Annotated in this window: 19 protein-coding genes and 1 tRNA gene; 15 read left to right on the top strand and 5 right to left on the bottom strand. The window is 41.0% G+C overall.

Annotated features, from left to right (window positions below; translation table 11 throughout):
- Positions 1–271: 271 nt before the first annotated feature.
- Positions 272–3,640, bottom strand: a complete 3,369-nt coding sequence (mfd, locus tag HQ29_RS05430; protein WP_082226851.1) for a transcription-repair coupling factor — start codon at positions 3,638–3,640, stop codon at positions 272–274.
- A gap of 269 nt (positions 3,641–3,909) precedes the next feature.
- Here mfd and HQ29_RS05435 point away from each other — a divergent pair, with 269 nt between their 5' ends.
- The 10 genes from HQ29_RS05435 (at position 3,910) to HQ29_RS05480 (ending at position 12,975) form a co-directional block, all read left to right on the top strand.
- The gene (locus tag HQ29_RS05435) at positions 3,910–5,037 is read left to right on the top strand and encodes a CapA family protein (RefSeq protein ID WP_052089862.1); all 1,128 of its coding nucleotides are present in this window, start codon (positions 3,910–3,912) and stop codon (positions 5,035–5,037) included.
- Positions 5,038–5,455: 418 nt separating this feature from the next.
- Positions 5,456–6,031, top strand: coding sequence for a 50S ribosomal protein L25/general stress protein Ctc (locus HQ29_RS05440; protein ID WP_036868100.1), 576 nt, complete (start codon positions 5,456–5,458; stop codon positions 6,029–6,031).
- Between the two features lie 118 nt (positions 6,032–6,149).
- On the top strand, positions 6,150–6,746 hold the full coding sequence (locus tag HQ29_RS05445) for a DUF3109 family protein (protein ID WP_036868103.1): 597 nt from the start codon (positions 6,150–6,152) through the stop codon (positions 6,744–6,746).
- A gap of 2 nt (positions 6,747–6,748) precedes the next feature.
- On the top strand, positions 6,749–7,366 hold the full coding sequence (pth, locus tag HQ29_RS05450; protein WP_052089864.1) for an aminoacyl-tRNA hydrolase: 618 nt from the start codon (positions 6,749–6,751) through the stop codon (positions 7,364–7,366).
- Positions 7,330–7,752 carry an RNA-binding S4 domain-containing protein gene (locus HQ29_RS05455; RefSeq protein WP_036788820.1) on the top strand — a complete coding sequence of 141 codons (423 nt, stop codon included), beginning with the start codon at positions 7,330–7,332 and terminating at the stop codon, positions 7,750–7,752. Before pth ends, HQ29_RS05455 begins: the two co-directional genes overlap by 37 nt.
- Before the next feature lie 47 nt (positions 7,753–7,799).
- Entirely contained in the window at positions 7,800–8,930 is a 1,131-nt protein-coding gene (gene tgt, locus HQ29_RS05460) for a tRNA guanosine(34) transglycosylase Tgt (RefSeq protein ID WP_036868106.1), read from the top strand.
- A 12-nt stretch (positions 8,931–8,942) separates the two neighbouring features.
- On the top strand, positions 8,943–10,043 hold the full coding sequence (locus tag HQ29_RS05465; protein WP_036846084.1) for an LptF/LptG family permease: 1,101 nt from the start codon (positions 8,943–8,945) through the stop codon (positions 10,041–10,043).
- Positions 10,044–10,052: 9 nt separating this feature from the next.
- The gene (gene priA, locus HQ29_RS05470) at positions 10,053–12,296 is read left to right on the top strand and encodes a replication restart helicase PriA (RefSeq protein ID WP_036868109.1); all 2,244 of its coding nucleotides are present in this window, start codon (positions 10,053–10,055) and stop codon (positions 12,294–12,296) included.
- A 17-nt stretch (positions 12,297–12,313) separates the two neighbouring features.
- A complete protein-coding gene (locus HQ29_RS05475; RefSeq protein ID WP_036868112.1) occupies positions 12,314–12,805 on the top strand; it encodes a low molecular weight protein-tyrosine-phosphatase in 492 nt (163 codons plus the stop codon).
- Between the two features lie 86 nt (positions 12,806–12,891).
- A tRNA-Leu gene (locus HQ29_RS05480) sits at positions 12,892–12,975 on the top strand.
- Between the two features lie 84 nt (positions 12,976–13,059).
- Here HQ29_RS05480 and hemW read toward each other — a convergent pair.
- Both hemW and HQ29_RS10135 read right to left on the bottom strand, forming a co-directional pair.
- Positions 13,060–14,205, bottom strand: coding sequence for a radical SAM family heme chaperone HemW (gene hemW, locus HQ29_RS05485; RefSeq protein ID WP_036868115.1), 1,146 nt, complete (start codon positions 14,203–14,205; stop codon positions 13,060–13,062).
- A gap of 274 nt (positions 14,206–14,479) precedes the next feature.
- Positions 14,480–14,647 (bottom strand): DUF362 domain-containing protein, encoded by a 168-nt coding sequence (locus tag HQ29_RS10135; RefSeq protein WP_081964509.1) that lies wholly within the window; start codon positions 14,645–14,647, stop codon positions 14,480–14,482.
- A gap of 376 nt (positions 14,648–15,023) precedes the next feature.
- On the opposite strand from HQ29_RS10135, the gene HQ29_RS10140 reads away from it, so the two are divergent.
- From HQ29_RS10140 to HQ29_RS05500, 4 genes are all read left to right on the top strand, one after another.
- Entirely contained in the window at positions 15,024–15,257 is a 234-nt protein-coding gene (locus tag HQ29_RS10140) for a 4Fe-4S binding protein (protein WP_081964510.1), read from the top strand.
- Positions 15,258–15,328: 71 nt separating this feature from the next.
- On the top strand, positions 15,329–16,414 hold the full coding sequence (locus tag HQ29_RS05490; protein WP_036863738.1) for a 3-methyl-2-oxobutanoate dehydrogenase subunit VorB: 1,086 nt from the start codon (positions 15,329–15,331) through the stop codon (positions 16,412–16,414).
- Positions 16,415–16,651: 237 nt separating this feature from the next.
- Positions 16,652–17,413 carry a thiamine pyrophosphate-dependent enzyme gene (locus HQ29_RS05495; RefSeq protein WP_036868118.1) on the top strand — a complete coding sequence of 254 codons (762 nt, stop codon included), beginning with the start codon at positions 16,652–16,654 and terminating at the stop codon, positions 17,411–17,413.
- Between the two features lie 51 nt (positions 17,414–17,464).
- Positions 17,465–18,010 carry a 2-oxoacid:acceptor oxidoreductase family protein gene (locus HQ29_RS05500; protein WP_036788835.1) on the top strand — a complete coding sequence of 182 codons (546 nt, stop codon included), beginning with the start codon at positions 17,465–17,467 and terminating at the stop codon, positions 18,008–18,010.
- Between the two features lie 147 nt (positions 18,011–18,157).
- Here HQ29_RS05500 and HQ29_RS05505 read toward each other — a convergent pair whose 3' ends face one another.
- Positions 18,158–18,784, bottom strand: a complete 627-nt coding sequence (locus HQ29_RS05505) for an aminotransferase class IV (protein ID WP_036788837.1) — start codon at positions 18,782–18,784, stop codon at positions 18,158–18,160.
- Positions 18,777–19,757, bottom strand: a complete 981-nt coding sequence (locus HQ29_RS05510) for an aminodeoxychorismate synthase component I (protein WP_036868418.1) — start codon at positions 19,755–19,757, stop codon at positions 18,777–18,779. Before HQ29_RS05510 ends, HQ29_RS05505 begins: the two co-directional genes overlap by 8 nt.
- Positions 19,758–19,814: 57 nt before the next feature.
- On the opposite strand from HQ29_RS05510, the gene HQ29_RS05515 reads away from it, so the two are divergent.
- Entirely contained in the window at positions 19,815–20,399 is a 585-nt protein-coding gene (locus HQ29_RS05515) for an anthranilate synthase component II (RefSeq protein WP_052089866.1), read from the top strand.
- Positions 20,400–20,427: the final 28 nt, after the last annotated feature.

Consider the following 20,427-nt stretch of genomic DNA (forward strand, 5'->3'; position numbering starts at 1 on the left):
GGCAAGATATACGGCACTGAAAAATAGAAGAGATTGGAATGTAAATTTGTTTGAACATTCCAATCTCTTTTTGTATTCACGTTAATAAAAACGGCTAAACCTGTTCGGAGATCGAAATCAAGGCTTGATTTTGTGAAATCATGTCTTGTCTTGGAAAAATCATGCCTTGATTTACGCAGTTCAAAGCTTGAATTTTACCAATCAAGCCGTGATCTTTTTTCCTGAATCGGCTCAGAGCATCTTTTTAACGTTATAAGATCGTTTTGTATAGCTATTGAGAAAGTAATTGATCCAACACAGAAGAGGCTTCCTTGATGCTTTCGATTGTCGGAACTATCAGTAATCTTTTGTTGCCAACCTGCTTGAACTGCATCTTTCGTTTGATAAGAATCGGACTCGATAAGATTGCAGAGAAAGTCTCAGACCGGTAGAACGGGCTTTTTTCATCGGAGACAAACTGCATATTCATTCTGTTGCCTTTTAGTACAATCTTCTCCAAACCGAGTGCCTTACCTTTCCATTTGATCAAGATAAGCTCCAACAGGTTCTCCGCTTCCGGTGGTAACTTGCCGAATCTGTCCAGCAATTTTTCCGTATAAATACGGAGAGAGTCATGGTCGGTAAGGTCTTCCAACTTTCGGTACAGGGCAAGCTTTTCCTGGTCGCCGGGTACGTAGTCGTCCGGAAAGTAAGCATCAAAGTCTGTTTCTATGATGGTCTCTTTCACATACTCTTTGTTGCTCGATGAGGAATAGGCTTTCACCTCTCCAAGCTCCTCATTTCTGATTTCGCCGACAGCCTCTTCCAAGATCTTCTTGTACGTTTCGTAGCCTATATCTGCAATGAAACCGCTCTGTTCTGCCCCAAGCATATTCCCGGCTCCACGTATGTCAAGGTCTTGCATGGCTATATGAATGCCACTGCCCAAGTCTGTATAGGAGGTTATCGCTTCCAGTCTCCGGACTGCATCGGGAGTGAGATACTCTTTGGGTGGCACCATCAGATGGCAGAAAGCTTTCTTATCACTTCTCCCGACTCTCCCTCTAAGCTGATGCAGATCACTCAGTCCGTATCTGTGCGCATCATTGATAATGATGGTGTTGGCATTGGGTACATCTATACCATTCTCCACTATCGAAGTTGCCAAAAGGAGATCATAGCGATGATCCACAAAGTCCATAAGGATTTTTTCTACCTCTTTCGGAGCCATCTGTCCGTGTGCGATACCTATTCTGATATCGGGTACTGCACGCACGATGTCCGATGCAATATCGTTCAGATTGTGTATTCTGTTGTGAACAAAAAAGATTTGTCCTCCTCTTGCAAGCTCAAAGTTGATGGCTTCGGCAATATTCTCTCCATTGTATGTAGATAGTTCCGTATAGATCGGATGCCTGTTGGGTGGGGGAGTTAGAATATTAGACAGGTCTCTTGCTCCCATTAGAGAAAACTGCAAAGTACGCGGAATGGGTGTGGCTGTCAGGGTCAGTGTATCCACATTGGCTCTCAACTGTCTCAGCTTTTCCTTTACGGAGACACCAAACTTCTGCTCTTCGTCTATGATCAGAAGCCCAAGATCCTTGAAGATAACCTCTTTCCCTACCAGCTTATGAGTACCTATGATGATGTCTATCTTGCCTTCTTTCAGTCCGGTTAGTATGTCTCTCTGCTCTTTTGCCGACTTTGCTCTGGAGAGGTATGCAATATTCACGGGAAAGTTTTTCAGCCTTTTCTTAAATGTCCTGTAGTGTTGATACGCCAGTACGGTCGTTGGTACCAAAACAGCTACCTGCTTATTGTCCGTAGCCGCTTTGAATGCAGCACGTATGGCTATCTCGGTCTTTCCGAAGCCTACATCTCCACAGACAAGACGATCCATAGGTACGGGTTGTTCCATGTCGTGCTTCACTTCGGCAGTTGTCTTCTCCTGATCCGGTGTGTCTTCGTACATGAAAGAGCTTTCCAACTCTTCTTGCAGGTAGGTATCCGGCGAAAAAGCAAATCCCTTTTGCTCCATACGGGAAGCGTAAAGCTTGATGAGATCCCGGGCAATGTCTTTAACCTTTTTCTTTGTTGTCTCTTTCAGCTTTTCCCAAGCACCGGATCCGAGTTTGCTCAAAGTCGGAGGAGTATCGCTCTCTTTGGATTTGTATTTGGAAAGATGGTGCAGAGAGTGTATGCTTACATAGATGCTGTCTCCGCCTTTGTAGTTTACACGGACGTACTCTTGCCTTTTTCCGTTCTGCTCCATGGTGAGAAGTCCGGCAAACTGTCCTATGCCGTGATTGATATGTACGACATAATCTCCGAAGCTGAACCCCTGAATATCTTTTATGGATAGGGTTGCCACGTTTTGTTTGATGCGGTCGGCTTTGGTCTTGTATCTGTGAAATCTTTCAAAAATGGAGTGATCCGTCAGGAGAACAATGCGTGTCTCGTGATCTATAAATCCGGCATGCAGAGTGGGTGTAACGGATGAAAAATGGGTGGAAGCACCTTTCTCTTGAAAGATATGGGTTAGTCTTTGAAGCTGGCTTTCCTGTCCACTCATGATGTAGACCGTGTAACCATTCTCCTTTTGATACTTCTCAACCTCCTCTATAAGCCTATCAAACTGTTTATGGTACAGTGGTTCGGGATTTTGCTTAAAGGAGATACTCTTCCATAAATGCCGTTCTTCCGCAGGGATGAAACCCGAAAGAATGGTTTTCTTTTCCCCTAAAAGATGTTCAAATTGTCCCGGAGAGATGAGAAGTTCTTGAAGCTCTTTTTCTGTCTTTATGCTGTTGCTTTCCGGATGTACAGGCTTACTCTCATACAACTCTTGTAGTGCATTGTGCAGCTGTACGCTATTCTCTATAAATAAGATTGTGTTTTGCGGCAGAAGATTCAGTATTGCCTCTCCGTGTGTTATCGTCTCATTGCTGATGGGAGGAGTGATAACGGCTTTTTCTATCTTCTCTATGGAGCATTGATCCACGCAGTCGAATGTACGGATGCTCTCTATCTCATCATCAAAGAAGTCTATCCGCACCGGATACTCGTAGGCAAAAGAGAAGATGTCTATCAGGCTTCCGCGAACGGCAAACTCCCCCGGAGAGTAGACGTAGTCCGTTTCGTTTATTCCCATATTCCAGAGTACCGTCCGCAGATGAGCTCTGTCGATGGTATCGCCTACGCTTACTTCCATTCGGAGATGGCTGTCTGCACCGGCAGTGTCCGGTATCTTTTCTGCCACGGCATCCGGATAAGAGACAATGATTTTAGGGGATGTCTCGTGCGAAAGAGCTTCTATCGCTTGTGTTCTTAGCACCTCATTGGCACTGTCTACGCTACCGTACTTGATACCTCGGTTGTATCTGGAGGGAAAGAAAAATGCTTTTCGCTCTGCCTCCTCTGCTCCCAAGATAGAGACAATATCATTATAGAAATATCCGGCACTCTCTTTATCTTGTGCTATGTGGAGGATGCTTCTATTTGTTTGCTGCATCAGGTCTGCTGTCAAAACAGCAGGGAATGAACCACAGATACCTTCCAATGAGATTTTTTTTACCGAATTGCTTCGGTCGGAAAGGGTCTCTTTTAATCTCTTGGTCGGGGACGACTCACAAATCTTCCTGCACAAATTCTGTATGCTCAAATGCTCTTTCACGATACGATTTCTGTTCTGTGTGAGGGGCAAAGTTACCAAAATGACCTCGTTTAATCTCTCTTTTGTTCAATTTAACCGAAGAGAGAATTGTGAGAAAAGTGTAGAAATAAACAATCTGATATGCTTGTGCTTCACTCTAACTCACTTATCTTTGCTACCAAATGGGCATTCTCAACAGCACCGAACAGGCTATATCCGAAATAACAACCCCATATAAAGAGAAAATATATCATTTGATAAAACCGCTTATTCTTCCAATGACAAAAAACGTTTTCAAAAAAATCAATCCGGTTGTAGGGATCGTGTTTCTTTTTTTTCTTCTTCTTTCTTGTGGTGGAACAGCAAAGGGCAGGGAACATTCTGCAGAAAAAAAAGAACAAGATTCTATTCCCGAATATCGCCGGCTTCGTTTCCTCTTTCTCGGAGACATAATGAGCCATAAACCTCAAGTAGACGCAGCTTGGGATGGGAAACAGAAAAAGCATGACTTTAAGCCTGTATTTGATGCGGTGTCTTCCTATTTCAAGGGTGCTGACTTGGTCATTGGAAATCTTGAAACAACCTTTGGAGGAGAGCCTTATACCGGCTATCCTACATTCAGCAGTCCCGATATTTTGGCTTCAGATCTTAGGGATGTCGGTGTGGATATCCTTACTACTGCTAATAATCATACGTGTGATAGGGGTAATAAAGGAGTGATCAGAACGCTTGATATATTGGATGGTGTGGGAATACGTAGTACGGGCTCTTTCCGTTCGGAAGAGGATTATCGTATGAGAAATCCTCTTGTCATAGATACATTGGGAGTGAAGATTGCCTTCTTGGCATACACTTACGGGACTAACGGTATTCCATTCTTTGAGCCTGTCAGAGTGAACTTGATAGATACCATCGCCATTAAGAACGATCTCGAAAAAGTAAAAGCTTTAGGAGCAGACTTTATCATAGCTTCCATGCACTGGGGGATAGAGTATAGCCTTACCCCAAGTAGAGATCAGAAGAGAGACGCGCAGTGGCTTGCAGATAACGGAGTAGATGCCATCGTAGGAATGCATCCGCATGTGGTACAGCCGTCGGATACTTTGCTTTCATCGGGTGGAAAATCTGTCCCGGTGGTTTACTCTCTTGGAAACTTCATAAGCAACCAATATCAACCATACACTCGGCTTGGAAAAATGTTGAGTATGCAGATCGGCATAGACAGACAAAACCGTATATCCATAGAGGAGTGGAAAGAGCATTATACGTTTGTTGCCAGAAGAACCGGTCGTCCAAACAGGTATCTTATAGTGCCTGCGGATAGTGTGCAACGCTATCAGGACACATTTTCGGAAGAAGATAAAGCAGAGTGGAAAAGGATTGCAAGATTTCTGAAGCTCTTTTAGAACTCTCTTTTAACCTGTCCGAATATTGTAATAAACAGGTTTATTTTTCTCTTTTAATCTGTTCGGAGTTGTAAATCAAGTCTCGCTTTTTGGAACTTGCGGCTTGATTTCCGGTTTTCAAACCTTGATTTTTCCGATTCAGGTCTTGATTTCTAATATTATCAAGCTTTAGAGCCATTTCTAAACGTATTCAAAGGTATTTATGATCGTGTTAAGAATAAAAATGATCCCTGAGAAGATGTACCATGCTGGTATATAGACGTTTCTAAGATCTCGTTCGAGCCGAAAGTTCTGGCGTATGATGTTTTTCATTCTCACGGAAAAGCATTATCTTTGCACAGATTTTGCGAAAGCCCTACGTGTGATGGGGAATTAGCGAAACGCTAATTTTGAGTAACACAACAATTAAATTTACGAAATGAAAACATTCGAACTAAGTGCATCGGCACGTCAAGACCTTGGAAAGAAGGCATCAAAGGAGCTCCGTAAGGGGGACAACATTCCTGCGGTAATATACGGTGCAAACTTTAATCAGTCTATCGTGGTAACGGACGATGCAGTACGTAAACTCATCTACTCTCCTGATATCTTCGTGGTAAACATGAATATTGATGGTAAGGCTACTACATGTATCTTGAAGGATATACAGTTCCATCCTGTAACAGACCGTATTCTTCACATTGACTTCCTTCAAGTAGAAGAAGCTAAGCCTATTGTGATAGATGTTCCTGTTAAGCTTACAGGTCACGCAGAGGGTGTTAAGGCCGGTGGTAAGTTGAGCCTTGAGATGAGAAAAATCCGTGTGAAGGGACTTTACAAAAACATTCCTGAATTCCTTTCTATTGATGTAACAAACTTGGGCTTGGGTAAGACATTGCAGATTGGTCAGCTATCTTTTGACAATCTTGAGTTGATGAACTCTAAGAACAACGTTGTAGCTGCAGTTAAGCTTACTCGTGCTGCAAGAGGTGCTGCCGCAAAAGCCGGTAAGTAATCTTTATTGCGCTGTGCGTAGCTCAGCATATAGAAATATCTGCCTGTAAGTCTCAAAGCTTGTAGGCAGATATTTGTTTCTAAAGAAAGAGGTCGATTTGTAATACATTAAAGATAAAGTGATAGAGATAGACGGAGCCATAGTAAGCAGGGATGTCATAGAAACATATTTCTGCTGCGATCTGGAGGCTTGCAAAGGAGCTTGCTGCATAGAGGGAGAAAGTGGTGCTCCTTTGGAGGAGAACGAACTCCCAAAGATTGCAGAGTGCTATGATGTGGTTCGGGAATATCTTCCGGAAAAACATCTGAACTATCTCGAACAGAACGGACCTGCTTACAGAGATAGCGATGGAGACCTCGTTACTTCTATCATAGGTGGCAGAGATTGCGTCTTTTCCCTCTCGGAGGAAAACGGATGGTGTCGCTGTGCTTTTGAGAAAGCTTACACCAAAAACAAGCAACGGTCGTTCTACAAGCCTATATCTTGTCATCTCTACCCCGTAAGGCTGACCGAATACTCCTCTTTTACCGCCGTAAACTACCACGAGTGGGAAATCTGCAAGCCTGCATTGGTAAAAGGCAAAAAGCTAAATATGAGAGTCTATCAGTTTTTGAAAGAACCGTTGATAAGAAGATTCGGGAAGGAGTGGTACGATAAGTTGGAAGAGATAGCAGATGAGATGTTGAATACTTCTCATAAGGATACACATAGATAAGCATGAGTAATAAATATCTTGTTGTCGGACTCGGAAATGTCGGAGCAGAATATATGGGAACTCGCCACAATGTCGGCTTTAGGGTTGTCAATGGGCTGGTTCCGGACTTCACCACAGACTTTTCGGACGATAGATATGGGGCAGTGGCACAGGTTAGGGTAAAGAACAAAATCCTCGTTCTACTGAAGCCCTCTACTTACATGAACCTGAGCGGAAATGCCGTGAGATACTGGATGACGAAAGAGAATATCCCGGTGGAAAATCTTCTTATCGTTACAGACGATCTCTCTCTGCCGCTCGGAACATTGAGAATGAAGCCATCGGGAAGTGATGGAGGTCATAATGGCCTGAAACATATAGCCCAGATATTGGGATCTCAAAAGTATGCTCGCCTAAGAGTGGGTATCGGCAATAATTTTCATAAAGGCGAGCAGGTAGATTATGTCCTCGATAAATTTACTCCTGAAGAGGAAAAGGCTCTGGTTGAAATAGGCTCACGTGCCTGTGAAGGAATAAAGCTTTTTGCCCTAATGGGCATAGAGCGGGCAATGAATAGTGTAAACACTAAAGTGGTAAAGCAGGAATGTCAGACAAAGAACACTCCGGCGACGGAAGAATAGACAAGTGGCTTTGGGCTACTCGGGTGTATAAAACACGCTCTATTGCTGCAGAAGAGTGCAAAAAGAATAGAGTGGAGCTAAGAGATCAGCCCGCCAAGCCCTCTGCAATAGTGAGGGTGGGGGATATAATAAAGGTACGCAAGCCTCCGATAACCTACACTTTCAGAGTGAAAGCGTTACTGAATAGCCGTGTCGGAGCCAAGCTTGTAGACCAATATCTTGAGAATCTGACACCGGAAAGCGAGTATGAAATATTGGAGCTGAATAAGCTTTCCGGTTTTGTGGATCGCTCAAGAGGGTTGGGACGACCCACTAAAAAAGAAAGACGAGAGCTGGATCGCTTCAAGGGAGTAGGGGATCTCTCCGACTGGTGGGATGAGGATTAGCCCTGTCTCTTCTTGATATTAAAGACAGAAGTAATACCTTTGTGGTAATGAAATATGAATTGCAATATAAAGATCCGAACAGCAATGCCAGAGCAGGTGTTCTGCATACGAATCATGGAGATATTCACACTCCTATATTCATGCCTGTGGGTACGTTGGGCAGTGTTAAGGCTGTCTATATGCACGAACTGCGTGAAGATATAGGGGCAGAAATAATACTTGGAAACACATACCATCTCTATTTGAGACCCGGTACGGATATCCTCTACAAAGCCGGAGGGCTACACAAGTTTGGAACATGGGATGGACCCATTCTTACAGATAGTGGCGGCTTTCAGGTCTTTTCCCTTACAGAGATAAGAAAGATTATGGAAGAGGGAGTGGAGTTTCGCTCTCACCTGGATGGCTCAAAGCATCTTTTCACTCCGGAAAAGGTGATGGACATAGAGAGACTAATAGGTGCAGATATTATCATGGCCTTTGATGAGTGTCCTCCCGGAACTTCTGATTATGCTTATGCAAAGAAGTCTCTTGGGCTGACAGAGCGTTGGCTTGAACGTTGTTTTAAGAGATTCAACGAGACAGAACCGCATTATGGCTATAATCAGAGCCTTTTCCCTATTGTGCAGGGCTGTACCTACGCTGATCTTAGACGGGATGCCGCCAAAAGAGTGGCAGACTATGGGGCAGATGGAAATGCTATCGGAGGTCTTGCCGTGGGGGAACCTGCGGAGGTTATGTACGACATGATTGAGATAGTAAATGAAGAGCTGCCTCAGGATAAGCCTCGCTACCTGATGGGGGTGGGTACTCCCGAAAATATATTGGAAGCAATAGAGAGAGGGGTAGATATGTTTGACTGCATCATGCCTACCAGAAATGGTAGAAACGGAATGCTCTTTACGTGGGAGGGAACCATGAACATGAGAAACCAAAAGTGGGCTGACGATTTCTCTCCACTCGATCCGAATGGATCTTCTCATGTGGATCAGAGGTACTCCAAGGCGTATGTGAGGCATCTTATTCACAGCAAAGAGTTGTTAGGCTTCCAGATTGCTTCCGTGCATAATCTGGCTTTCTATCTGGATTTGGTAAGAGAAGCCAGAAAACAGATCCTGGTAGGGACATTTAAGGCATGGAAAGACAGGATGATTCCGGTGCTTATGAGACGTCTATAAAGAAGATACACGATGGCAAAGTTTTGGAGTAAAATAGGATTGACACGCTTAGATAGATATATAATAAAGCAGTTTCTCGGAACGTTTCTGTTTATTATATCCCTCATCATGGCTATAATCGTGGTGATAGATATTCAGGAGAAGATCTCCGAGTTTTCCAATCCGGAACTCACTCTGCGTGAGATCGTATTCAACTATTACATGGCTTTTATTCCATACTATGCCAACCTGCTTGCTCCGCTGTTTATCTTCCTTAGCGTTATATTCTTTACTTCCAAGCTGGCTAATAACTCCGAGATCATAGCCATGCAGTCTTCGGGGATGAGCTTGAAGCGTATCATGAAACCCTATATGATATCTGCAACGGTATTGGCATTTGCTACTTTTTTGCTCAGTAGCTATATCGTGCCCAAGCTGAATGTGGTAAGAATAGAGTTTCAGAACAGATATATTGATGATAAAAAGAATGTACGTGGCTCTAATCTGCAGGCAGAGGTTGCTCCCGGAGTCTTGGCATTTTTCTCTTCTTTTGATGTTATCAACAATTCCGGAGGCTTTTTCTCTTTGGAAAAATTCGAGGGAAAAACATTGGTGTCGAGATTAACTGCACAGATGGTTACGTATGACTCTCTTTATCATTGGACTCTTACAGACTATATGATACGAGATTTTGAAGGGCTTTACGAAAAGGTCTCGACAGGTACAGCCAAAGACACGATAATCCCAATAACGCCCGCAGATCTGGTGATGTCCGATGAAGATAGCGAACAACTTACCACAGCAACATTAGGAAGGTATATAGACAGACAGAGAGATAGAGGCTTAGGAAGTATTCAAAGATTTCAGATAGAGTATCATCGGAGATTTGCTTCTATTTTGGCTGCATTTATATTGACCATCATGGGAGCTACACTGTCTCTTCGAAAGGTTAAAGGAGGAATGGGACTGAATATTGCAATAGGTTTAGCCCTTACCTTTACATATATATTGCTCTTTACATTTTTCAGTACCTACTCTGCTTCGGGAGCTATACCCCCTGCCTTGGGAGCTTGGTTGCCCAATATTATATTCATTCCGGTTGCATTTTTTCTTTATACGAGAGCTCCTCGTTAATTATGGCGAATGTGTTATGTAGATGTCATAGTCCCGCTACTTGTTCCTACCCCATACACATACAAGGTGGAAGAGGAAACATTGGGAATCGGTATTGGCTCCATAGTACGTGTTTATGTAGGAAAAATATTGTACACCGGGCTTGTTGTACGAGAAAGAGAGCTTCCTCCTCATGAGGGAATCTCCTACAAGAATGTTTCGGATGTCTTTTCTTTTCCTAAGATACCTCAATCCATAGTAAAGTTGTGGGAATGGATTTCTCTCTACTATATGTGTACAATGGGAGAGGTTTGGAGAGCTTGTCTTCCCTCTTCATTGGAAGAGAATGTGTCGGAGTTGGATAATCGTACCTATAGAACCAGAACATTAGTTGCTGTTTCAGAACCTTTTTTAGCCTCTCCAAAGGGAGTATTGCTCTCTGATACCGAAGAAGAGTGGAAGCTATTTCTTCAGAGGTATTCCAAACGGAAGCAGATGATTCGAGTAGCTGCAGCTGTCAGAGAAGAAAAAAATATCCGTTATTTCACTCGTAGCTATATAGCTGAGAAGTACAATACTTCTCCGGCAATTGTTAAAAGTCTAATTGAGTCAGGCTTCCTAAGAATCGTAGATGCCTCGTCTGTATCTTCTTATACTCTTGTTATTCCTGAAGAGGAGCTGAAACAATCACAACAGGCATGGAGAAGATGTTTGGAACAATCCGCACAGAATATCCAAATTCAGTTGATACATGGGGAGTTTGACTATTCCACTCCATACACAAGCTTGCCTATTCACTGGATAGAGGGGAAGATAGAAGCAGGGGGAAATATATTGCTTTTATATCCCTCTACCGAGCTACTATCCGAAGCTCTTCCATACCTTCGGATACTATTCCCGGAAAAAGTAGAACTCTATGATGCCAATAGTAGTGGAATGCAGAAGGAGTCCGTTTGGAATAAGTCTCTATCGGGAAGTGGAGGTTATATTTTTGTCGGCATTCGTTCTGTTGTACTTCTTCCTATTGCCTCTCTTAAAGGAATTATTGTGCTGGGAGAAGAGGATAGTTTTTACAAGCAGATAGAACCTAATCCACGATACTCTGCAGTTCATACTGCTCTTATGATGGCTCGCCTTATGGGAAAAGAAGTAGATGTTTTACTTTGTTCGAGAATACCATCTTTAGAAAGCTACATACAAGCAAAAAGGGGAACATACAGACTGATCCCTTTCGATTATGTGAATCCCTCAAAGAATAGGGATTGTAGCGTAGATCTTGTAGATCTACGTGAGGCTTTTGATAAGAATCGTGTGAGTGGCAGGCTTCTGTCTTTTGAACTGCAAAGTGCTATACAGAAGACTTTGTCAGAGTCGGGAAAAGTACTTATTCTGCACCACAGATACGGATATGCCAAGGGTGTAAGTTGTATTCGATGTGGTCATGTGGAAAGTTGCCCGGATTGTAAGATTCCTCTTAAAATATACAAGGAGGGAGGAGAACTTGTTTGTGCTATTTGCGGATATCACAAGCCAAAGCTGGAGAAATGTGCAGAATGTGAGGGAAAAAGCTTAAAAGAGGAAGGAACAGGCATAGAGCGTTTAGCAGATGAAGTAAGAGAATTATATCCTAATGTTCCTGTTAGAGTGGAGGACTCTAAATCTAATTTCGGATGGGAAGACGCAGACATCATTCTTTCTCCAAAGGGTCGTCCTTCATTTGCTCTACTTCATGGAGCCGATTGTATTGCTGTAACCAATCTTGATATTTTGTTTGCAAGACCAGACTTTCGGGCAGAAGAAAGAGTCTTTCAGTGTATGTACGAATGGAGATATACTCCAAAGCATTTGAAGAGAGTTGTAATTCAAACTTTCAATCCACATCATCCGGTTATAGATAATGTCCTAAGATCAGATCATGAAAGCTTTACCGCTGTGGCTTTGAAAGAGAGATATTCTCTGTTGTATCCGCCTTTTTCTCGAATGATTTCTATATCTGTGGAAAGTAAGGATCGGAAGGAAGCATTGGCATATACTCGTGAGATGATATCCATGCTGGTATCTAACTTATCAGATTGCACTACTTTGGGCCCTGCTCCATTCCCGGTAAAAAAAGTAAATGCTTCCATAGGGTTTAGAATATGGGTAAAGGTGCCGGTACAATTTCCCATACAGGACGTCAAACAGATGATGGTACGGATACAGAATAGCGTGTATGCTCTTAATAGACCTTCGTCGAACTTGAGAGTCTTTTACGATGTGGACCCTGTATGGTAGTCTTATGATAAAATAATATGAAACAAAACAATAAACCGAAAAAGTGTATTTTATTTGTCTGTCTTGGTAATATCTGTCGTTCTGCTGCTGCGGAAGCCGTGGCTAAGAAGTTTTTGGAATCGAGAAGTACACGTTATGAGTATGTGATAGATTCTGCCGGAACTGCCGGATATCATGAGGGAGAAAAGGCAGATCCCAGAATGATATTTCATGGAAATAAAAGAGGGTATAACATCGATTCCATATCAAGAAAAGTGAGGTATTCGGATTTTGAAAAGTTTGACTGGATTTTGCCTATGGACCATTCTAACAGAGATTGCTTGCTTTCTCTGGCTTGTACTAAAGAGGAGTGCGAGAAGGTAAAGATGCTAACAGATTTTTGTAGTTCGGATAGAACTTTTGACCATGTGCCGGATCCATACTATGGAGGAGCAGAGGGATTTGATCATGTGATAGATATACTTGAAGATGCTATTAGTAATCTTCTTAGGGAGGTTGAGAATGAATAAAATCCCAAAATTGTTATTGTTTTTAGTGCATATCTATTGCTGTTTTCAATAATAATACTAACTTTGCAACGCAATAAGATAAAGATGCCCAGATGGCGGAATCGGTAGACGCGCTGGTCTCAAACACCAGTGGATTCACTTCCATCCCGGTTCGACCCCGGGTCTGGGTACGAAATATAGCCGTAGATGATTAAGTCTGCGGCTATTTTTGTTTTAAAGGCTCTCTTATAAGATCAACGATCTGACTAAAATGCTTACTCTGAAACCATTTCCAATATTATAGTATCCATAAGTAGTATACCATTGTATGTAAGAGCATAGTGACTGTTGGGAAGTTTTCGGATAAGACCACAAGAAATCTTTTTATCTATTACGTGCTTAACTCTATTATAAGAAGTTTTTCCATACTCCTTATAGATATAGTCAAGAGATATTCCATGTTGAAGAGTTCGCATTCGAGTTAATATATACTCTTCCATAGACTCCTCATGAGAGATAATCTCTGTGTGTCGTATATCTTCAGATAGAGGATTTTGAATGTATTTTACAATGGAGGGGGATACGGACCAACGATAAGGGTGAATATAACCATGTGCTGATGGACCAAAGGCTAAATAAGGTTTTCCTAACCAATACGCACTATTGTGCTTGCTTTCAAATCCTTTTTTTGCAAAAGCAGAGATTTCATAAGGAATTAGTCCGTGAAACTCTGTGGAAATGTATAGGTATTTGGCCATTTCAATACTTGTTTCTTCCGGAGTCTCTTGAACTTTTCCTCTTTTTCTAAAATACCACATGGGAGTTCCTTCTTCATAAATCAGATGATAAGCAGATAAATGTGGTATATCAAGACTGAAAAGTGTATCCAAATCTTTTATCCATATTTTTAATGTTTGATCGGGAAGACCATAAATAAGGTCAATAGATAGATTTTCTATTCCTGATCCTTTTATGATGTCAATCGCATGGATGGCCTCAATAGAGGTGTGGCTTCGGGAAATGGATTTTAATAGTTGGTCATTAAAACTCTGTACTCCCATACTTACTCTATTGATACCAATATTTCGGTACTCTGGAAGATTTTTCTTACTTACCGATTCCGGATTTACTTCCATCGTGATCTCTGCTTCAGATGAGACCTTGAAATGTTTGCGTAGAGTTTCTATTATAGTGGCAATATAAGCATTAGAAAGGAGAGAAGGAGTCCCTCCTCCTATGTATATGGTTTCTATTTTATCTTGGGAACCCAATAGCTCATTATACTCTCTCGCCCTACCTTTTATCTCGAATAGGAGAGAATGAATATATTGAGTTATGTAGCTCTTACTGACTACAGAATAGAAGTCACAGTAGGAACATTTCTTACTACAAAACGGAACATGTATGTAAATACCTGCCATGATTGCATTTTTGTCTGTTTTTTTTGTTGGAAACTTTGGTAAGAAGAAAATCTGAACAATGAAGATACGTTATTTCTGAGAAAAGAAACAAAGATTGCTCCGACAGAGTAGGGAATTTATATTTTTAGGCTTTATTAAATGAGTCTGTCTTCTCTCTTTGTGTAACGTTTTATAGCCTTTAGTCTCCAAAGCCATAAAAACAATATACCCGCTTTTCTGCAAGAAAAGCGGGTATATATCAACACTCATCTAAGCCCAATATCTCTATGGGCTATTATTGTTGTTCGATACTTTCTGTAGGGCAAACGGCTGCACAAGCACCACAATCTACGCAAGTATCAGGATCAATTACGTAGATATCGCCTTCGGAGATAGAGTCGGTAGGACACTCTGCCATACAAGTACCGCAAGCAATACAATTTCCATTAATCAAATAAGCCATAACTAAATGTTTTTGTAATAGTAATACCGGTTGTTTTTTGTTTATGCTGCAAATGTATGAAAGATATTTGATATACCCAAATATAGGTATTTATAATTAATTCTTGCAGTGGATTTGCTTGTCTTTGTCATTTGTATAATACCTATTTAATGCTATTGTGTGTGATCTGCTTAAAATATTTGACAATGTGATGGTTAGGCTTTTTTTAGAGCAATAGGTGTAGATAACTATCTGCAAATTTAGTGTTAAAAACAAGAAATGGAGAAAAATATCAACTAAAATTCCTACCTTTGAATGGATTTCAAGATATAATAAAGAGAGATCGAATTACTATTACATAAACAACAATAAATTTAAATCTTAAATCACGCTTGATATGGCAAAAATCAAAGGCGCCGTGGTGGTGAATGAGCAAAGGTGTAAGGGTTGCAATCTTTGTGTAGTTTCTTGTCCAACATCAACACTTTCTCTACAACCTCATGAGGTGAATAGCAAGGGATATCACTATGCTTATATGGAAAATCCGGATAATTGCATCGGATGTTCTAATTGTGGTTTAGTATGTCCAGACGGGTGTATTACCGTTTACAGAATGAAAGTGGAAGGATGATTTGTGGCAAAAATATTCGGAAATAGAATACTTTTTGCTGTATCTATAGAACAAAAAGAAACGAAAAAGATATGTCTCAACAAGATATTCAATTGATGAAAGGCAATGAAGCCATTGCCAAGGCAGCTGTAAGGTATGGTTGCGATGGGTATTTTGGATACCCTATTACACCTCAGAGTGAGGTAATGGAAACTCTCATGGATGATGCTCCATGGGAAACTACCGGTATGGTGGTACTTCAAGCAGAAAGTGAAGTTGCTGCTATTAATATGGTCTATGGAGGAGCTGGTTGTGGTAAGCGAGTAATGACATCTTCTTCAAGCCCTGGTATGAGTTTGAAGCAAGAAGGTATTTCGTACATTGCAGGAGCTGAGCTCCCATGTCTTCTTTTGAATGTAATGCGTGGAGGTCCTGGTCTTGGTACTATTCAGCCCAGTCAAGCCGACTACTTTCAAACAGTCAAAGGTGGTGGACATGGGGATTACAGACTCATAACGCTTGCTCCGAATTCTGTGCAAGAAATGGCTGATTTTGTGGCTCTTGGGTTTGATCTTGCATTCAAATATCGTAATCCTGCTATCATTCTATCTGATGGCGTTATCGGTCAGATGATGGAGAAGGTTGTTCTTCCTCCGCAACGTGAGCGTATGACAGAAGAGGAAATTCGTGAAAAATATCCATGGGCTACTGTGGGTAATACACGCAATAAGCCTAATATTATTACCTCTTTGGAGCTTGATCCTAAAGTGATGGAAGAGAATAATCATCGCCTTCAAGCTAAGTATGAAGCGATAGAGAAGAATGAAGTGCGTTACGAACTTACTCAATGTGAAGATGCTGACTATATTATAGTAGCGTTTGGATCAGCTAGTCGTATAGCAGGAAAGGCTCTTGAAATTGCACGTGAAAATGGATATAAAGTTGGTTTGGTAAGACCTATAACTTTGTGGCCTTTCCCTTCAAAGATTATTTCAGAATTGGCGGATCGTTGTAAGGGATTTTTATCTGCAGAGTTGAATGCTGGTCAGATGGTAGAGGATGTAAGACTTGCCGTTAATGGTAAGGTTCCTGTTTACCATACCGGTCGTCAGGGAGGAATGATATTCTCTCCTGTTGAAATCTTTGAAGCTCTTAAGGAACGCTTTCCAAAGGCATAAATATTAAGAAGGTTGGAGAATTTGAATTCGTCACAAAGGAAGCTTTGATAAGTATTGGAATGAAGAAGTTGTATAGCATACTTACAATCGTATTTTATATTTTGGTTTTGGCTACTTTAGTTTTGTACTTTACCGTGCCGGAACAAAGACTCTTCTTTTTCATTACCGGCTTTTCAGCTGTCTTTGTCAGGATTTTCCAATATATTATTCGTAACTTCATTTGAAATATATACCACAATGAATATTCAAGATATAATCAAGCCTGAGAACTTGGTCTATAAAAAACCGACACTTCTCAATGATACCACTATGCACTATTGCCCCGGTTGTAGTCATGGAGTGGTACACAAACTTGTAGCTGAAGTTTTAGAAGAAATGGGCTACGCAGATAAAACAGTAGGTATAGCACCGGTAGGATGTGCTGTATTTGCCTATCGCTATATTGATATTGACTGGCAAGAGGCTGCTCATGGTAGAGCTCCTGCTTTGGCAACAGCGATAAAGAGACTCATGCCCGAAAAACTTGTATTTACCTACCAAGGGGATGGGGACTTGGCAGCTATCGGTACAGCTGAAACTATTCATGCTGCAAACAGGGGAGAAAATATTGCCATAATATTTATCAACAATGGTATTTATGGTATGACTGGAGGTCAGATGGCACCTACCACACTTCCCGGAATGAAAACAGCCACTTCTCCGCAAGGTCGTACAGTTGAAATGAATGGTTATCCGCTTAAGATAGGAAATCTTCTTGCTCAGCTTGATGGCACTTGCTATGTAACACGTCAGGCTGTTCATAAACCGGCTAATGTGCGTAAGACAAAAGCCGCCATAAAGAAAGCGTTCCAAAACTCTCTCGATGGCAAAGGAACTTCTATCGTAGAGGTGGTATCTACTTGTAACTCTGGTTGGAAACTTTCTCCTGCAAAATCCAATGAATGGATGGAAGAGAATATGTTCCCAATGTATCCTCTCGGAGACCTTAAGAATGAGTAAAATTGGTAGAGGAAAAACAGAGTACTTAACTATACTAAAAGAATACGAACCATGACTTGTGAAATACTAATAGCCGGCTTTGGCGGACAGGGTGTACTATCAATGGGTAAAATATTGGCTTACTCTGGACTTATGGGAGGAAAAGAAGTTTCTTGGATGCCTGCTTATGGTCCGGAACAACGTGGTGGTACAGCCAATGTTACCGTTATAGTGAGTGATGATAAGGTAAGCTCTCCGATTCTTAACTCCTATGATATTGTAGTAGTGTTGAATCAACCTTCATTGGATAAGTTTTTGAATTCGGTAAAGCCAGGAGGTATCTTGATTTATGATGATAACTCTATCCCCGTACCTCCTAAAAGAGATGATATCAATATTTATCTTGTAGAAGGAGTTAAGGCTTCCGTAGAGATGGCGAATGATAAGGTTTTCAATATGATTATTCTTGGAGGTCTTTTGAAAGTTGCTCCTATTGTGGATTTGCAACACATCACCTTGGGACTTAAGAAATCTCTTCCTGAAAGACACCACAAACTTATTCCGATGAATGAGGAGGCCATTAAGAAGGGAATGGAAATTATCAAGAAGATAAACTAAGGTAATAAAGATCCATAGAGGATCTTCTCGTAAAAAAAAATGATGCGAGAAAGGAGCTTGAAACCTCTTTTCTCGCATTTTTTTTGATTCCGTTAAGACTTACTTTAAGTACCATTTGAGGTTATGAGACAGAGTAATAAATCTCTTCTATTGTGTAATAGAAGTATTCCGTAAAGAGAGAGTGCCTAATGGCATTAGGGCATTGATTAAGTGGATAGTACAAGGTATATATATATCTTCCAGAGTAATTTTAGCCTCTTGTATTACTCCTTTTTTTAGTAGGGATGCTCTTTGAGTCCCTTTAAGTAGAGGAGTTGACGGAGTTTTATAAATACCGGACTTCTCTATTACAATATTGGTATAGCTCGTGTCAGATATAAATCCATCAGGTGTAACAATGATGATTTCATCGTTTGGCTGTAATCCTTCTTTTAGATTTTCAAAGGATTCTCTATTGGCATATTTGAAGTTGTACCAAGATAGATCTTTTACATAAACAGGTATAAGTCTTTCTATTTTTCTTGTGCTATATTTTGATAGAGATATCTGCTTAATCGTTTCTCTATACGTTATAGTACACTTATATAGAGAGGTAGGATCAGACAAAACCACATCTGTATCTAATCTTTCTTTTATTTCCTCCCATGATGGGGGAGAGAAGTGATGAGCTACCCCTGTTGCGTACATTCTTTCTTGATGGAACTCTAAGTTATTCACTACTCCACCACGAATGGATAATGTTTCAATAAAAAGTGGGGCAGATCCGTTAAACATGGGGGATATAGATTTTTTGAATAATTTCGCGATATTCGTTTTCTACAACAGAGTTAATTGTAATACCTCCTCCACTCCTGAAGAAGAGACTCCCTCCCTCTTTCTCTATATAACGGATTATTACTCCTGTATCCATCATTTCTCCGTTAAACATTCCCATAATTCCGGTATAATATCCTCTTGTTTGCTGTTCTGCCTCACGTATGATTTGCAGAGTAGCCTCTTTAGGAGCTCCCGATATGGAACCGGCAGGAAGAAGAGTGTCTATAATATCTCCAATGCTCTCTTTCCAGTTTGGAGATAAAGTCCCGGTTATGGTTGAACTTACTTGTAATAGCTCTCCTTGAGGAGATATTATCTTATCTATGTATCTAAAGTGTTCTACTTTTACATTATGTGCAACCATATTTAAGTCATTCCGGATAAGATCGACAATTGTATGATGCTCTGCAGTCTCTTTATAGTCAGATAAAATCACCTCCTTGGCATTGGGAATAGTCGCATCTATCGTCCCCTTCATCGGATGAGCAGAGATTTTTCCATGTTCATCTATTGAAATAAATGTTTCCGGAGAGAAGCATACCCACTTGTCAGGAACATACATCTTGTATTTTGCCTTGGAATATACAAAGACCTCCTTCAGAGAATGAGGTAAAGATATGGGTGTTCTTACGGTCAAATTAGTAAGAAATGTATCTCCTCTCATCAATCCTTCCATCACTCTATTAAAGCGTTTGGTATAACTTTCTAACGACTCCGGGATTGCTTTTAGAGTCAAAGGACATTTTTCAAAAGCGTTAGGATAGTTAGAGTACTTCTGAATAGAGTATAGAACATCCGTTTGTTTATTAGGATGAGGTAGGATCAAACCTGCAGATTTTTCAAAATTAACGGCAAAAATAAAGGGAGTATTCGTGGCTCCCAATCTGTTCATCTCTTCTATAAGAGAATTGTAAGATATCTCTGTTATCATGCTCTCTATACCTTGCTTGGTATGCAAATATAGTGTATTTTTGGGGCAAAAATAGCTATGAAGCGAATTAGAGTTCTTATTATCAATCATCATGACTCATTTGTGTACAACTTAGTACAGATTGTGAGAGAGTTCGGGATGTGCGACTACACAATAGTAAATGAAGAAGATCTCTCTTCCTCATGGCATTTGTTTTCCACTCATACCCACATTTTGCTTTCACCTGGTCCGGGATTACCTTATGAGTATGATAGGCTTTTAGAAGTGGTACGAACTTTCGCTCCAACTCATTCCATATTGGGTGTCTGTCTTGGGCTGCAAGCCATGGTTTTGGCTTTAGGAGGTAAGCTTGAATGCCTTACCTCTCCAAAGCATGGGCATGCCGGGATATTGGAGATTCTTAATAAAGATTCTCTTCTGTTGGCTCATTTGGATTTACCTGTTTGGGTTGGTAGATACCATTCATGGGTTGCCGACAAGAAGAGTTTACCCAAAGATTTTTCGGTAGATGCTCTTGATGATGAGGGGAATATAGCAGTTTTATCTCATGCTAAATTTAGGATGTGGGGCGTACAATTTCACCCCGAATCTATTATGACTCCACAAGGAAGAAAGATGATTGAAGCATGGTTGCTGAGTTAGAGGATTTGGAGGTTTCAGAATTTCTTTC

Origin of the sequence: Porphyromonas canoris, assembly GCF_000765975.1 — a bacterium.
Lineage (GTDB): Bacteria > Bacteroidota > Bacteroidia > Bacteroidales > Porphyromonadaceae > Porphyromonas_A > Porphyromonas_A canoris.

What these genes read in the sequence shown, in the direction of transcription:
- HQ29_RS05435 (WP_052089862.1), top strand. Translation starts at nt 3,910, where the DNA reads ATGACAAAAAACGTTTTCAAAAAAATCAATCCGGTTGTAGGGATCGTG.
- HQ29_RS05440 (WP_036868100.1), top strand. Translation starts at nt 5,456, where the DNA reads ATGAAAACATTCGAACTAAGTGCATCGGCACGTCAAGACCTTGGAAAG.
- pth (WP_052089864.1), top strand. Translation starts at nt 6,749, where the DNA reads ATGAGTAATAAATATCTTGTTGTCGGACTCGGAAATGTCGGAGCAGAA.
- HQ29_RS05455 (WP_036788820.1), top strand. Translation starts at nt 7,330, where the DNA reads ATGTCAGACAAAGAACACTCCGGCGACGGAAGAATAGACAAGTGGCTT.
- tgt (WP_036868106.1), top strand. Translation starts at nt 7,800, where the DNA reads ATGAAATATGAATTGCAATATAAAGATCCGAACAGCAATGCCAGAGCA.
- HQ29_RS05465 (WP_036846084.1), top strand. Translation starts at nt 8,943, where the DNA reads ATGGCAAAGTTTTGGAGTAAAATAGGATTGACACGCTTAGATAGATAT.
- priA (WP_036868109.1), top strand. Translation starts at nt 10,053, where the DNA reads ATGTGTTATGTAGATGTCATAGTCCCGCTACTTGTTCCTACCCCATAC.
- HQ29_RS05475 (WP_036868112.1), top strand. Translation starts at nt 12,314, where the DNA reads ATGAAACAAAACAATAAACCGAAAAAGTGTATTTTATTTGTCTGTCTT.
- hemW (WP_036868115.1), bottom strand. Translation starts at nt 14,205, where the DNA reads ATGGCAGGTATTTACATACATGTTCCGTTTTGTAGTAAGAAATGTTCC.
- HQ29_RS10135 (WP_081964509.1), bottom strand. Translation starts at nt 14,647, where the DNA reads ATGGCTTATTTGATTAATGGAAATTGTATTGCTTGCGGTACTTGTATG.
- HQ29_RS10140 (WP_081964510.1), top strand. Translation starts at nt 15,024, where the DNA reads ATGGCAAAAATCAAAGGCGCCGTGGTGGTGAATGAGCAAAGGTGTAAG.
- HQ29_RS05490 (WP_036863738.1), top strand. Translation starts at nt 15,329, where the DNA reads ATGTCTCAACAAGATATTCAATTGATGAAAGGCAATGAAGCCATTGCC.
- HQ29_RS05495 (WP_036868118.1), top strand. Translation starts at nt 16,652, where the DNA reads ATGAATATTCAAGATATAATCAAGCCTGAGAACTTGGTCTATAAAAAA.
- HQ29_RS05500 (WP_036788835.1), top strand. Translation starts at nt 17,465, where the DNA reads ATGACTTGTGAAATACTAATAGCCGGCTTTGGCGGACAGGGTGTACTA.
- HQ29_RS05505 (WP_036788837.1), bottom strand. Translation starts at nt 18,784, where the DNA reads ATGTTTAACGGATCTGCCCCACTTTTTATTGAAACATTATCCATTCGT.
- HQ29_RS05510 (WP_036868418.1), bottom strand. Translation starts at nt 19,757, where the DNA reads ATGATAACAGAGATATCTTACAATTCTCTTATAGAAGAGATGAACAGA.
- HQ29_RS05515 (WP_052089866.1), top strand. Translation starts at nt 19,815, where the DNA reads ATGAAGCGAATTAGAGTTCTTATTATCAATCATCATGACTCATTTGTG.